Origin of the sequence: Robertmurraya dakarensis (assembly GCF_900156875.1) — a bacterium.
Taxonomy (GTDB): domain Bacteria; phylum Bacillota; class Bacilli; order Bacillales; family Cytobacillaceae; genus Robertmurraya; species Robertmurraya dakarensis.
This window is the reverse complement of record NZ_LT707408.1, coordinates 75,268-89,831: the sequence shown is the minus strand read 5'-3', so window position 1 is coordinate 89,831 and position 14,564 is coordinate 75,268. Positions and strand designations below refer to the sequence as shown.

The window sequence follows — 14,564 nt, the reverse complement described above, 5'->3', positions numbered from 1 at the left end:
CTTAATTATTGTCGTAGAATTTTAACATATGTGCTATACCGGCAACCTTTTTGACGTCAACTACAAAACCGATCCCGTGCGATGGCTTGGTTAAATTTGCCGCCTTTTCAACCGTGGAAAGTATTTCATCTAGTTTATCAATTGGTATTAATGTTAAAATAACTTCTTTTTCCGAATCTAATGTGAAACCTAAGAATTTTCTTTTCTCATGAATCCCATGTCCCCGGCCAAAGATAATAGTCCCGCCTTTAGCTCCAGCTTCTTTTGTGGCTTTAACCACTTTAGAGGCCAGTCCTTTTTTTACAATGGTTACTAAAATTTTATGGTTTTCAATGATGCTATCCATCATGTTCTTGTCGGAATTCTCGATCATTTTCTTTCTCCTTTCGCCCGTAGATTAACCCTAGTGTTAACACTGAGATGATTGGCGCAAGGGCAACCATAGCTACCATACCGAAACCATCTAGCAGAGGGTCACGTCCTTCTAACACAGAGGCCATCCCAATAAACAATGCTACTATAAATGTAGCTGTCATTGGACCTGTCGCAACCCCGCCAGAGTCAAAGGCGATAGCCGTAAATGATTTAGAGGAAAAGAAGGTTAGTGACAGGGCTATTATATAGCCTGGAATGATAAAATACCAGATAGGAATGCCCAATAATAGCCTTACCATCGCGAGAGCAACAGACACAGCGACACCAATGGATAGTGTGTATAGAAGGATCTTTTGCGGGATATACCCACCAGAGGCTTTTTCAACCTGCTGGATGAGAACAGTAACGGCAGGCTCTGCGAAAACTGCAACAAAGCCAAGAACAAATCCTATTGGGATTAATATCCACTTATATGGTATTTGCCCTAACGCCTCCCCCATAGCCGTACCAATTGGCAAGAAGCCAACATGAACACCTTGTAGAAAAAAGGCTAGACCCCAGAAGGTAAGAAACATCCCGATAAAAATATCTTTTAACTTACCAAAAGGCAGTTTTAATACAAAGAATTGGAAAAACAAAAAAAATATAATTATAGGTAGAAGAGCAAGTGCAACCTCATATAATACATCACCGAAGCCTTCAAAAATGGGAATCATCATCCGTACACCGTCCCTAAAATTAATACGGACATAATTGGACCAATCGATGCTAATGCCACTAAACCAAATCCATCAGTGGAAGCCGATTTTCCTTTTAATACCGAGGCAACTCCGACTCCTAGTGCAAGGATAAACGGAACGGTCATCGGGCCAGTGGTAACTCCGCCAGAGTCAAAGGAGATTGGAACAAAATGGGCTGGTGTGAACGCAGCTAATAAAAAGACCACTGCATAACCACCGATTAATAGATAATTAATGGGGATATTTAAGATGATTCGGAGCATGGCTAACCCTACAAAAATAGCAACACCTAATGCAACCGTATAAATTAACATATTGCTAGAAACTGCACCATTAGAAACCGTATCCACCTGAGTTGACAGCACTCGAACGTCAGGTTCCGCAACAGTTGCTACAAAACCTAAAATGAAACCGAATAATACGACAATCCAGGCTTTTCCCATTTTCGGTAATGAAGAACCTATCATTTCACCGACAGGCAAAAAACCTAAGTTTACACCTAATAGAAAGAGAATTAAACCAACTGAAACCATTAAAACACCAATAATAAACTGAAGAAACATTTCAAGATGCATTCCAATTACAGCAAACTGCAAAATGATAATAATGACCGATAAAGGAAGTATTGAATAAATCACTTCCTTAATTGTTTCTTTGATGTTCTCCATCCCATCCTCCTCAATTTACTAATTTTCATTGAAAACGTTTTCTGTTATACTATTAGTTTACCATTTGATCAGAAGTAACCAAAACACTTTATTTTTATAATATTACAAAAATTGAGATTGAATGCTAAATTTGCCCATAATTATCACATGAACATGGGGACTAAGCTAGTTTTCAGTTAAAACACCCAAATATAATGGTAGTACTTGCATTATCCTTATGCTTACCAGCATTAACAAATAAAAAAAAACCGAGAGAGCGTACTCAACGGTACGTTCTCCCGATTCTTTGATAATTACTCAACCGTTACCGATTTCGCTAAGTTACGTGGTTTATCCACGTCACAGTCTCGGTGCAGGGCAGCGTAATAAGAAATTAATTGTAACGGTATGACAGAGATAAGAGGTGTTAATAGATCATTTACTTCAGGGATGACAAAACTGTCTCCGTCCATTTCTAATCCCTTCATGGAAATGATACATGGGTAAGCTCCACGGGCAACTACTTCTTTTACGTTGCCTCGAATGCTTAAATTAACACTTTCTTGAGTTGCTAAAGCAATAACTGGTGTGCCCTCTTCAATCAGAGCAATGGTTCCATGTTTCAATTCTCCACCAGCAAAGCCTTCTGCTTGGATATACGAAATTTCTTTTAATTTTAAGGCACCTTCTAAACCTACATAGAAGTCAATTCCACGGCCAATAAAGAAACAATTGCGGGTAACCGTTAAGAAATCACGTGCAATTCCTTCCAGTTCTTCTTTTTCATCACATAGCACTTCCATTGCATTTGCGACAATTCCAAGTTCTTTCACTAAATCGAAGCTTGGTTCATAGCCACGACGTTTTCCAGTCACTTCCGCTAAAATAGCCAATACAGCTAACTGTGCTGTATATGCTTTTGTTGAAGCAACTGCAATTTCAGGACCAGCATGTAAAAGAAGAGTATGATCCGCTTCGCGGGATAAAGTCGATCCTGGTACATTCGTAATCGTTAATGCTTTATATCCCATCTTCTTAATTTGAACAAGTACAGCACGGCTGTCTGCAGTTTCACCACTTTGCGAAATAAAGATGAATAGCGGTTTTTCAGATAGCAGCGGCATATTATAGCCAAATTCACTTGAAATATGAACTTCAACAGGAATCTTAGCTAATTTCTCAATGAACTGCTTTCCAACTAAACCAGCATGATACGAAGTACCTGCAGCAATAATATAGATGCGGTCTGCATCGTTCATCGCATCAATGATATCCTCATCGATTGTTAAGTGTCCTTGTTCACTTTGATACTTTTGAACAATTTTACGAATAACAAGCGGCTGTTCATCAATCTCTTTCAACATATAATGAGGATACGTACCTTTTTCAATATCGCTTGCATCAAGTTCAGCTGTGAAAGGTTCACGGTTAATAGCTTCTCCATCAAGCGTTTGGATCGTCACTTCATTCTGCTTAACAATGACGATTTCCTTATCCATCAGCTCAACAAACTGATTTGTCACTTGAAGCATAGCCATCGCATCACTAGCAACAACATTGAATCCCTCGCCTAATCCAACAAGCAAAGGGCTCTTATTTTTCGCAACATAAATGGTATCACTGTTTTCAGCATCTAAAAGGGCAATAGCATAAGAACCTTTTAACAGCTTTAGCGTTTTACGGAACGCTTCCTCAACATTCAAACCATCTTTAATAAATAATTCAACGAGCTGCACAATGACTTCCGTATCTGTATCACTTTGTAATTCAACACCCTGCAAATACTCACGCTTTAACAGCTCATAATTTTCAATAACTCCATTATGAACAAGTGTTAATCTAGTTGTTGAACTTTGATGAGGGTGAGCATTAACCGTGCTTGGCACTCCGTGAGTCGCCCAACGAGTATGACCAATTCCTGTTTGAGCCGGCACATCTTCATTCACGATTTTGCGTAAGTCAGCGATACGACCCTTCTCTTTAAAAACATGGACACCGTTCTCGTTAACGACCGCAATCCCGGCTGAATCATATCCTCTATATTCTAGCTTTTCTAAGCCTTTTATTAAAATTTCCTTCGTATCCTGATTTCCAATATATCCTACGATTCCACACATAACTTCTTTTTCCTCCCAACGTGGGGGCAAGAAGCCTAAACTTTATAAGGGCATACTTGCCCCCTTATCTCTGTTTAACTCATAGTAAGCAATCATCCCTCTCTTTGTGCATTAAGTTGCCTTAATGTTTTAAAGAGGGACTTGCGGTTGTGCTTAACCAACCGGGAGGTATCCGCCGAAAAATCGATAAACCTCCTCCTCGTCAACTAGTTACATTGCCGTCCAGTAACTAGTTCAGGCGCTTTTAAAGTTTTCCCTCTCCTGCCCACCTTTCTCTCTTTTTTACTTACCCATTTTTTTCAGTAAAATACCTTAAAAAAACAGGATAAGCCTACAATACACTACTGTAAATCTTTTCGTCAACTGAAAACATATGGAAGGGAATACTGACATCCCTTACAAATAAAATATGCATAAGGGGCCAAAAAAGTCCCTTATGCATAGAATGTCCATTATTCTTCTTTCAAGCCCATTTCTTCTTCAACTACAGCAGCGATACGATCAACGAATGATACACACAATTCTTCTGTTGGTGCTTCAGCCATTACTCTTACAAGTGGTTCAGTTCCTGAAGGTCGTACAAGGATACGGCCATTTCCATTCATTTCTGCCTCTACTTCTTCGATAATATTTTTTACCTTTTCATTATCAGTTACATGATGCTTGTCCGTAACACGGATATTGACTAACTTTTGCGGAAACTTCTGCATTTCATCCGCTAACTCTGATAAAGGTTTTTTTGTTACTTTCATAATATTAACAAGCTGCAACCCTGTAAGCAGTCCATCTCCGGTTGTATTATAATCTAGGAAAATGATATGACCTGACTGTTCTCCACCAAGGTTGTAACCATTCTTTTTCATTTCTTCAACCACATAACGGTCTCCAACCGCAGTCTGAACACTTTTTACTCCGTTTGCTTCCAGTCCCTTATAAAAACCTAAATTACTCATCACTGTTGAAACAACCGTATTTTGTTTTAATCTGCCTTGTTCATTCATATACTTAGCACATATGTACATGATTTGGTCGCCGTCTACAATATTTCCATTTTCATCAATCGCAATTAAGCGATCACCATCACCGTCAAAAGCCAAACCTACATCCGCTTCCTTCTCTTTTAAAAAGGCAGAAAGGGCTTCAGGATGGGTTGATCCAACTCCATCATTAATATTTAAGCCGTTTGGAGATGCTCCCATTGTAGACAAATCCGCCTCTAGATCTGCAAATAGATGGGCAGCTAATGATGATGTGGCTCCATTAGCACAATCCAAAGCAATGTGAATACCCGTGAAGTCTTCATCGACCGTTTGCTTCAGATACTGAAGATACTTTTGACCGCCTTCAAAATAATCATTTACTTGTCCAAGATTTGCCCCAATTGGTCTTGGAAGCTCATCCTTTTCCAAGTCCATTAATCGCTCTATCTCAAGTTCCTGCTCATCAGATAGCTTAAATCCATCCGGACCGAAAAATTTAATTCCATTATCAGCAACTGGATTATGTGATGCTGAAATCATAACACCAGCCTGTGCTCCAAGAGCCTTCGTTAAAAAAGCAACTCCTGGTGTTGAAATAACCCCTAAGCGCATAACCTCTGCACCAATTGACAGCAAGCCTGCAACTAGAGCCCCTTCAAACATATGGCCTGAAATTCTTGTATCACGGCCAATTATCACTTTCGGTCTGTCTTGATCTTTCGTTAAAACGTATCCTCCAAACCGGCCTAATTTGAATGCCAGCTCAGGTGTTAATTCACTATTTGCAACTCCGCGTACTCCATCTGTACCGAAATATTTACCCATTGTCCCAATCGCTCCTTCTAAAAATAAATTACCATACTTACGCTTCTTTCTGAGTAATCGATATCCGTGCAGTCTCCCGATCCAATTGCCAAGATATATCCTCAGGACCATTTACATTGATATCAACGGTATGATCGCCCTCCTCTAAAGCAGAGACGTCAACAAACACCGTAAAATCTGATGAGTTAAGCTGTTGAAGAACCTCTCTCATTCCGCTCACTGTAAGACTAGATGAACCGCTTGATGGTTCTCGAAAAGTTGCCATGTATTCTTCTGCCAATCCCTCTATTTTAATAGGCAGATTTGAAATTGTCTTATCTTCTGTCTCACTTACACTAACACTGACTGTCAGTTTGATTGTTTTAGGATTAACCTCAACAATTCCTTCAGATATAATAACAGGCTGAGTCAGTACAGTATCTTCTTCAATTTTACTAACATCTAATTCAACACGGACAGAATCCGTCCTATTTAGCACCTCTTCCGGCGCTATAATGGTTGCTTCAGTTTGTTCAAGCGTTACTGACTCTATGGTCACACCATCAGGCGGTGTTCCTGATTGCTCTAATCTAATAGGAACTGTTTTACTCGCCGCCTTGATCGGAATCGTTACTTCCACTTGATTTGGTTCTACAACCACATTTAATTTATTCAACTCGTTATCTAACACTAATATATCTGCTTTTTGCTTAATCGTTTCCTTTATTTCCCCTTTAGTATCCAAGGCAGCCTTAACATAACCAATTTTATCAATAATATCCTTTGCGCCAGTAATCGTCACCTTTTTCGGCTCAATAATGGCTTGATCAGAAATATAACCATCAGCTAACTGGCTTCCGCTGAACTCTGCCTCCACATTGAACTCTTCAGTCACTTTCTCTTGAACCGAGACCGTGGCACTATCAGGATTGATCGTAACTTTTAGATTGTCGGATATTTCCCTAATTTGAATTGGTACCTTCTGCGTACCAATTTTGGCATCAGTTAAATCGACATATACCTCAAACCCTCTTTGTATCCTTGCCTGTTGAAGACTTGTTTTTGGCCCAGAAAGTGTTAAGGTAACCGTTTCTGGAACTCCAGAAACAACGAGTGTTTCTGTGTCATAATAAATGGTGACAGGTACTTCTTCAATCGTTTCTGATTGCTGATCCTGCGGTACATTAACTGCAGTTTCATTTCTTTCATCTTGCACATTTTCAAACAGGAGAAGAGCCACAACAAGGGCAACAATTCGGATAAACCAGGGATTCTCAATAAATTTATTGATATATTTATCCATCCTTCTTTCCCCTCCAATTCCACCGGACTGTATTAGCCTGTTTTGGTTTTGCTTGAGGAACTAATTCGACGGATAACATCTCCTTAAATGTATCCAGCTTTAAATCCCGGTGAAGCTCTCCATTTTTTGTAAGGGAGATAGCACCAGTTTCTTCTGAGACAACAACCGTTAAACTATCCGTTACTTCACTAATTCCAAGTGCGGCTCTATGCCTTGTCCCTAATTCTTTTGAGATAAATGGACTTTCTGACAACGGCAAGTAGCAGGCAGCTGCTGCAACAGTATTGTTCTGAAGGATCACGGCTCCATCATGAAGCGGCGTATTTGGAATAAAAATATTAATTAATAGTTCTGAAGAAATATTCGCATTAAGCGGAATTCCCGTTTCTATGTAATCACTCATTCCAGTCTCTCTTTCGATTGAAATAAGCGCACCTATACGCCTCTTCGCCATATAATCGGTTGCCTTTACAATCGATTCAACTATTTTCCCCTGATCATCTTCCTCTGAATAGCCAGTCCGAGAAAAGAACCTCCCTCTTCCAAGCTGCTCCAGTGCTCTCCTAAGCTCCGGCTGAAATATAATAACAAAAGCGATAACTCCCCATAGCAGTACTTGTTCCATCATCCAATTTAACGTTTGCAAGTGGAATTTATCACTAATCAAGGTCACGATTAAGATGACAAAAATACCTTTAAGCAATTGAACGGCTTTCGTCCCTTTAATCACCATGATAAGTTTATATATCACGTACGTAACTAGGAGAATGTCAACGGTATTAATTAAAAATGATAAAATATTGAAATCTCCAATTGACATATGGTACTTCCTCCATAAATATATTCATAAAAGCGGAAGCGCCGTTCCTCCCCCCCTCAGGCACACAATAGTACTCCAGGTATGGGGCAGGCGCTTTTGCTAGAAATTCAAAAAGCCATTTTACTTCATATTCCTTATAATCATAATAGTATATCATAGATTAAGGAAACACCAATTAGTTACCTGCAGTTCAACTTCTACTGTTATTTAGTTAATAAATGTAAGGATGAAAAACAGCCACATCAAGTGACTGTTCTTCGCCTTTTTCATCATTAAAAAGGTTAACTATTTCACGAGCACCGCTTTTTAAATGGTACCATATCCATTCAAATATGGCATTTACTTCTTTAATTTCTCCTGTTACCTCACCAGCTGATGCCATATATTTTTCTCCATTGATAATCGTTACATTTCCTTCAACCTGGCCCTCAATTCTTATAGTTCCATTGCGCACCACAATATCACCGGTTACGACCTCGCCTTCAGGAACGATCACTGTATCATTTCTAACAATAAGATTAGGTTGTTTGGAAACGGATAAATCTTGTTCAGCATTCCACGTAGAAACTAGACTTCCCATCATTAAAACCATAAATAGTGAAGCTGCTGTTAATAATGGATGATGCCTGAACCATCTTTGTAAACCAACCTTCTTCTTTTCCTTTGGCAGTTTACTCATTACATTTGCTGTGAAATCGGATGGTGCTTGTATATGGGCAATACTCTTAACTAGAGCCATTGACTTTTCTAATTCATGAAAGTGTGTAAAACACTCCTTGCATTGCTGTAAATGTTCTTTTAATTCTTTCTCATCTTCTGCAGAAATCTCTTCATCTAAATACTCATGCATGTAGGCGATCATTTTTTCATGATTCATTATTTTCACCTCTCATTAAACATTTCTTAATTGCTGTCTTAATGCTTCCCTGCCTCGATGGATTCTGGTTTTGACTGTTCCTAACGGCATATCAAGAATCTCACTGATTTCATTTAATGAAAGTTCTTCAATGTACTTAAGAACGATTACAGTACGATACTTTTCCGGCAACTTAGAAATTTCCCTTTGAATGGTATCTTGGAGTTCAATACTTTCTACTTCTTCCTCTGGTAAAGTAGTTTCAGCAGGAACCTGGGAATACATCGTCAGCCCATCAGTGCCCGCCACTTCGGCATCTAAATAAAAATCAGGTTTCTTCTTCCTAATTCGATCTATACAAAGATTTGTTGCTATTCGATAAAGCCAAGTTGAGAATTTCAAGTTAATATTAAAGCTGGTGATATTAACATATGCACGAATAAATGCCTCCTGTGCCATATCCTCTGCTTCATGCCGATTTCCAAGCATTCGATAACAAAGTTGAAAAATCTTGTCCTTAAAAATTTCAACGATTTCAGCATAGGCGTCTTGATCACCCTTTAATACCTGCTTTATCCTTTTCTTAATAATTGCTTCCATTCACTTACCTCCGCTCTACTGCGGCTAATCGATATACGAACCGATAGCAGAAAAGGTTTCATTTTATTTTAAAGTTTTTTTCACAGTATCTATTTTAACAAATAATTACAGCCTTTGTTTAAAAAAAGCACATATGGGAATAAAAATAATGAAGCATCTATTGTATGAAGAGCTCTATTCGAAGATTTGATATTTTTATAATAAGGAGTGCTTCAAAATGAGTGGACAAAATCTATTAAGAGAAATTGAGCTTTGCAGAAAAAAAATGATCACTCTAGCTTCATCTGTTCCATTAACAGATACTAAGGTAGTAAAAACGAGTGTTAGACTTGATAAACTTCTCAACGAATACAGTACATTAAAACAAGAAAATAACCGGTAGACCGATCTACCGGTTGTTAAACTCACTATTTATAGTAGTTTTTCCCCAAATAGTGATCCCATCAGGGCAACTGCAACGGAAGCAGTTTTGTTCTTTTCATCTAAGATCGGATTAACTTCAACAAACTCTGCTGACGTGATCATTTGGGACTCTGCTAACATTTCCATAGCCAAGTGGCTTTCCCGGTAACTAATTCCCCCAATAACGGGTGTACCAACCCCTGGAGCGTCGTTAGGGTCAATCCCATCTAAATCAAGAGATAAGTGAACACCATCTGTTTTACCTTTTAAGTAAGCAATCGTTTCTTCCATTACTTTCGTCATACCTAAACGATCAATTTCATGCATTGTATATACCTTTATCCCTTTTTCCTTAATGAGTTCTTTTTCCCCTTCGTCCAATGACCTTGCTCCGATAATGACAATATGTTCAGGTTTAACTTTTGGCTGAAATCCTCCGACTTCTGTCAAAAGCGGGTGTCCAATCCCCAAGCTGACAGCTAATGGCATGCCGTGGATGTTACCAGAAGGTGAAGTCTCTGCTGTATTCAAATCCCCATGAGCATCATACCAAATGACACCTAAATTTTTATAATGCTTCGATACCCCTGCTAATGTACCAATCGCAATACTATGGTCACCCCCGAGGACTAGTGGAAAAGATCCAGACTCAACGACCTCATCAACTTTTTCTGCAAGAGCCAGATTCTTTTCTGCTACTAATTCCAGGTTTCTCAAATTAGACTTTTCATCAATTTTCACTTCGGGTCTGCCAATGGGAATATCCCCAAGATCATGTATTTCATCAAACAATTCTTTTAATCTTTCATATACTCCTGCGTACCTTATTGCACTTGGGCCCATATCCACTCCACGTCTCATTTGTCCAAGGTCCATCGGCATTCCAATAATTGATATACTCTTCATCCAGTACTCCCCCTATTAGCAGATACTTCTATTTTAAGCGCTATCATTAAAATGGTTCAACTGGACAATCTTATGTATATATATGCGGCTCCCAGCACAGGTTTCAACCAATAAAAAAACTCTTAGGAAAACCCTAAGAGTTTATGAGCCATGAAGGACTCGAACCTTCGACCCTCTGATTAAAAGTCAGATGCTCTACCGACTGAGCTAATGGCTCCTCGTATTAAGACGACTAAATCTTGATAGTACGGTAACTTATGCTTCAAAGCCCTAAAGTCTTTGTCGCAGATTTTAAAAGCTTGCCATTCGAGAAGCAAGGGCTAAGGAGCTGCAATCTTTTAAAATCCTCTACCAACTGAGCTAATGGCTCAAATTAATTGGCTGGGCTAGCAGGATTCGAACCTACGAATGACGGAGTCAAAGTCCGTTGCCTTACCACTTGGCTATAGCCCAACTAGAAAATGTAAATTTTGAGCAAAATAAAAGGGACTAATTTTAGTTTGTCCCATTTTTACTGTTTTATGTATGGTGGAGGGGGACGGATTCGAACCGCCGAACCCGAAGGAGCGGATTTACAGTCCGCCGCGTTTAGCCACTTCGCTACCCCTCCGTATATAGTTAAGCACTTTTATTAATGAAATCTGGTGCCGGCCAGAGGACTTGAACCCCCAACCTACTGATTACAAGTCAGTTGCTCTACCAATTGAGCTAGGCCGGCATATATTATTTTCACTCTATGAAAAAATCATGGTGGAGGATGACGGGATCGAACCGCCGACCCCCTGCTTGTAAGGCAGGTGCTCTCCCAGCTGAGCTAATCCTCCGTTGCACAGGATGTGCGAGTGCATGCGTTGCAACAGGACGTTGCGCTTCTAGCATACCTTCATTTGAATGGTGACCCGTACGGGATTCGAACCCGTGTTACCGCCGTGAAAGGGCGGTGTCTTAACCGCTTGACCAACGGGCCATATAAATAAGAGAGCTTCCAACCGGGCTCGAACCGGTGACCTCTTCCTTACCATGGAAGTGCTCTACCTGCTGAGCTATGGAAGCATATCATTAAGCTCATTACAAATTATAATAATATGGCTCCGCAGGTAGGATTCGAACCTACGACCGTTCGGTTAACAGCCGAATGCTCTACCACTGAGCTACTGCGGAATATTTATTATTACTTCTTAAAATCTTTATAGCTTAAATACTGTGTTTCAAAGTCCTGCAGTCTTTGTCACAGATTTTAAAAGCATGCCATTCGATGATGATTTGCTTCGTAGCTGCATTCTTTTAAAATCCTCTACCACTGAGCTACTGCGGAAAAAAATATATTTGCCCGGCAACGTCCTACTCTCACAAGGGGACAGCCCCTAACTACCATCGGCGCTGAGAAGCTTAACTTCCGTGTTCGGTATGGGAACGGGTGTGACCTTCTCGCCATCGCCACCGGACTATTAACAACAAATATTATTATAATGATTTTTGATATTTTTTCAAGCAATAATTTAAAAATTTATTCCTTCAAAACTAGATAACTTGACAAGCATCATTTAAATTGTCCAGCTGCGGCTCCTAACTCTTCGGTCGTTTCAATCCGTCCATGCAAATCCAAAAGCAGGATTTGCCCGGCCGGCTCTCCAACGCCTCTCAGAGTTGAACAGTCGCCTTCGCTTTTCTTATTGGTTAAGTCCTCGATCGATTAGTATCAGTCAGCTCCACATGTCACCACGCTTCCACCTCTGACCTATCAACCTGATCATCTTTCAGGGATCTTACTAGCTTGCGCTATGGGAAATCTCATCTTGAGGGGGGCTTCATGCTTAGATGCTTTCAGCACTTATCCCTTCCGCACATAGCTACCCAGCGATGCTCTTGGCAGAACAACTGGTACACCAGCGGTGCGTCCATCCCGGTCCTCTCGTACTAAGGACAGCTCCTCTCAAATTTCCTACGCCCACGACGGATAGGGACCGAACTGTCTCACGACGTTCTGAACCCAGCTCGCGTACCGCTTTAATGGGCGAACAGCCCAACCCTTGGGACCGACTACAGCCCCAGGATGCGATGAGCCGACATCGAGGTGCCAAACCTCCCCGTCGATGTGGACTCTTGGGGGAGATAAGCCTGTTATCCCCGGGGTAGCTTTTATCCGTTGAGCGATGGCCCTTCCATGCGGAACCACCGGATCACTAAGCCCGACTTTCGTCCCTGCTCGACTTGTAGGTCTCGCAGTCAAGCTCCCTTGTGCCTTTACACTCTACGAATGATTTCCAACCATTCTGAGGGAACCTTTGGGCGCCTCCGTTACTCTTTAGGAGGCGACCGCCCCAGTCAAACTGCCCACCTGACACTGTCTCCCACCCCGATCAGGGGTGCGGGTTAGAATTTCAATACAGCCAGAGTAGTATCCCACCGACGCCTCCACCGAAGCTAGCGCTCCGGTTTCCACGGCTCCTACCTATCCTGTACAAGCTGTACCAAAATTCAATATCAGGCTACAGTAAAGCTCCACGGGGTCTTTCCGTCCTGTCGCGGGTAACCTGCATCTTCACAGGTACTATAATTTCACCGAGTCTCTCGTTGAGACAGTGCCCAGATCGTTACGCCTTTCGTGCGGGTCGGAACTTACCCGACAAGGAATTTCGCTACCTTAGGACCGTTATAGTTACGGCCGCCGTTTACTGGGGCTTCAATTCAAAGCTTCGCTTGCGCTAACCTCTCCTCTTAACCTTCCAGCACCGGGCAGGCGTCAGCCCCTATACTTCGCCTTGCGGCTTCGCAGAGACCTGTGTTTTTGCTAAACAGTCGCCTGGGCCTATTCACTGCGGCTCTTCAGGGCTATGCACCCTAAAAAGCACCCCTTCTCCCGAAGTTACGGGGTCATTTTGCCGAGTTCCTTAACGAGAGTTCTCTCGCTCACCTTAGGATTCTCTCCTCGCCTACCTGTGTCGGTTTGCGGTACGGGCACCTACTACCTCGCTAGAAGCTTTTCTTGGCAGTGTGGAATCAGGAACTTCGGTACTATATTTCCCTCGCCATCACAGCTCAGCTTACACGAGAAACGGATTTGCCAATTTCTCTGCCTAACTGCTTGGACGCGCATATCCAACAGCGCGCTTACCCTATCCTCCTGCGTCCCTCCATCGCTCAAACGGTAATGAGGTGGTACAGGAATATCAACCTGTTGTCCATCGCCTACGCCTTTCGGCCTCGGCTTAGGTCCCGACTAACCCTGAGAGGACGAGCCTTCCTCAGGAAACCTTAGGCATTCGGTGGATGGGATTCTCACCCATCTTTCGCTACTCATACCGGCATTCTCACTTCTAAGCGCTCCACCAGTCCTTACGGTCTAGCTTCAACGCCCTTAGAACGCTCTCCTACCGCGGACACGTAAGTGTCCACCCACAGCTTCGGTGATACGTTTAGCCCCGGTACATTTTCGGCGCGGAGTCACTCGACCAGTGAGCTATTACGCACTCTTTAAATGGTGGCTGCTTCTAAGCCAACATCCTGGTTGTCTAAGCAACTCCACATCCTTTTCCACTTAACGTATACTTTGGGACCTTAGCTGGTGGTCTGGGCTGTTTCCCTTTTGACTACGGATCTTATCACTCGCAGTCTGACTCCCACGCATAAGTACTTGGCATTCGGAGTTTGTCTGAATTCGGTAACCCGATGAGGGCCCCTAGTCCAAACAGTGCTCTACCTCCAAGACTCTTGATCGTGAGGCTAGCCCTAAAGCTATTTCGGAGAGAACCAGCTATCTCCAAGTTCGATTGGAATTTCTCCGCTACCCACACCTCATCCCCGCACTTTTCAACGTGCGTGGGTTCGGGCCTCCATCCAGTGTTACCTGGACTTCACCCTGGACATGGGTAGATCACCTGGTTTCGGGTCTACGACCACATACTCATTCGCCCTATTCAGACTCGCTTTCGCTGCGGCTCCGTCTATTCAACTTAACCTCGCATGTAATCGTAACTCGCCGGTTCATTCTACAAAAGGCACGCCATCACCCAT

At 41.8% G+C, this 14,564-nt stretch carries 11 protein-coding genes, 8 tRNA genes and 2 rRNA genes; 1 reads left to right on the top strand and 20 read right to left on the bottom strand.

Going from position 1 to position 14,564, the window contains the following annotated elements; translation table 11 throughout:
• Position 1: 1 nt before the first annotated feature.
• From CZ487_RS27375 to sigW, 9 genes are all read right to left on the bottom strand, one after another.
• Positions 2–373 (bottom strand): P-II family nitrogen regulator, encoded by a 372-nt coding sequence (locus CZ487_RS27375; protein WP_237562780.1) that lies wholly within the window; start codon positions 371–373, stop codon positions 2–4.
• Entirely contained in the window at positions 339–1,094 is a 756-nt protein-coding gene (locus tag CZ487_RS01415) for a DUF1538 domain-containing protein (RefSeq protein ID WP_077210522.1), read from the bottom strand. The genes CZ487_RS27375 and CZ487_RS01415 overlap by 35 nt, the downstream gene beginning before the upstream one ends.
• A complete protein-coding gene (locus CZ487_RS01410) occupies positions 1,091–1,783 on the bottom strand; it encodes a DUF1538 domain-containing protein (RefSeq protein WP_077210521.1) in 693 nt (230 codons plus the stop codon). Before CZ487_RS01410 ends, CZ487_RS01415 begins: the two co-directional genes overlap by 4 nt.
• Before the next feature lie 293 nt (positions 1,784–2,076).
• Positions 2,077–3,879, bottom strand: a complete 1,803-nt coding sequence (glmS, locus tag CZ487_RS01405; RefSeq protein ID WP_077210520.1) for a glutamine--fructose-6-phosphate transaminase (isomerizing) — start codon at positions 3,877–3,879, stop codon at positions 2,077–2,079.
• A 452-nt stretch (positions 3,880–4,331) separates the two neighbouring features.
• Positions 4,332–5,684, bottom strand: a complete 1,353-nt coding sequence (gene glmM / locus CZ487_RS01400) for a phosphoglucosamine mutase (RefSeq protein ID WP_077210519.1) — start codon at positions 5,682–5,684, stop codon at positions 4,332–4,334.
• A 37-nt stretch (positions 5,685–5,721) separates the two neighbouring features.
• Positions 5,722–6,966, bottom strand: coding sequence for a CdaR family protein (locus CZ487_RS01395; RefSeq protein WP_077210518.1), 1,245 nt, complete (start codon positions 6,964–6,966; stop codon positions 5,722–5,724).
• Complete coding sequence (gene cdaA / locus CZ487_RS01390; RefSeq protein ID WP_077210517.1) at positions 6,959–7,786, bottom strand: diadenylate cyclase CdaA; 828 nt, start codon at positions 7,784–7,786, stop codon at positions 6,959–6,961. Before cdaA ends, CZ487_RS01395 begins: the two co-directional genes overlap by 8 nt.
• Positions 7,787–7,997: 211 nt before the next feature.
• Positions 7,998–8,663 (bottom strand): anti-sigma factor family protein, encoded by a 666-nt coding sequence (locus CZ487_RS01380; protein ID WP_077210515.1) that lies wholly within the window; start codon positions 8,661–8,663, stop codon positions 7,998–8,000.
• A 15-nt stretch (positions 8,664–8,678) separates the two neighbouring features.
• On the bottom strand, positions 8,679–9,242 hold the full coding sequence (gene sigW, locus CZ487_RS01375; RefSeq protein ID WP_077210514.1) for an RNA polymerase sigma factor SigW: 564 nt from the start codon (positions 9,240–9,242) through the stop codon (positions 8,679–8,681).
• A 217-nt stretch (positions 9,243–9,459) separates the two neighbouring features.
• Here sigW and CZ487_RS01370 point away from each other — a divergent pair, with 217 nt between their 5' ends.
• A complete protein-coding gene (locus CZ487_RS01370; RefSeq protein WP_077210513.1) occupies positions 9,460–9,624 on the top strand; it encodes an aspartyl-phosphate phosphatase Spo0E family protein in 165 nt (54 codons plus the stop codon).
• Positions 9,625–9,653: 29 nt separating this feature from the next.
• On the opposite strand, the gene rocF is transcribed toward CZ487_RS01370, so the two are convergent.
• The 11 genes from rocF to CZ487_RS01315 form a co-directional block, all read right to left on the bottom strand.
• A complete protein-coding gene (rocF, locus tag CZ487_RS01365) occupies positions 9,654–10,550 on the bottom strand; it encodes an arginase (protein WP_077210512.1) in 897 nt (298 codons plus the stop codon).
• A gap of 144 nt (positions 10,551–10,694) precedes the next feature.
• A tRNA-Lys gene (locus CZ487_RS01360) sits at positions 10,695–10,767 on the bottom strand.
• Positions 10,768–10,928: 161 nt separating this feature from the next.
• Positions 10,929–11,003 (bottom strand) — tRNA-Gln (locus CZ487_RS01355).
• Positions 11,004–11,076: 73 nt separating this feature from the next.
• Positions 11,077–11,160: transfer RNA gene (locus CZ487_RS01350), tRNA-Tyr, on the bottom strand.
• A 32-nt stretch (positions 11,161–11,192) separates the two neighbouring features.
• Positions 11,193–11,268 (bottom strand) — tRNA-Thr (locus CZ487_RS01345).
• Positions 11,269–11,298: 30 nt separating this feature from the next.
• Positions 11,299–11,374, bottom strand: a tRNA-Val gene (locus CZ487_RS01340).
• 68 nt (positions 11,375–11,442) lie between these two features.
• Positions 11,443–11,517, bottom strand: a tRNA-Glu gene (locus CZ487_RS01335).
• Between the two features lie 13 nt (positions 11,518–11,530).
• Positions 11,531–11,603: transfer RNA gene (locus CZ487_RS01330), tRNA-Thr, on the bottom strand.
• A 33-nt stretch (positions 11,604–11,636) separates the two neighbouring features.
• Positions 11,637–11,711: transfer RNA gene (locus tag CZ487_RS01325), tRNA-Asn, on the bottom strand.
• 167 nt (positions 11,712–11,878) lie between these two features.
• Positions 11,879–11,995: ribosomal RNA gene (gene rrf / locus CZ487_RS01320) — 5S ribosomal RNA — on the bottom strand.
• Between the two features lie 234 nt (positions 11,996–12,229).
• Positions 12,230–14,564 (bottom strand): 23S ribosomal RNA (locus tag CZ487_RS01315).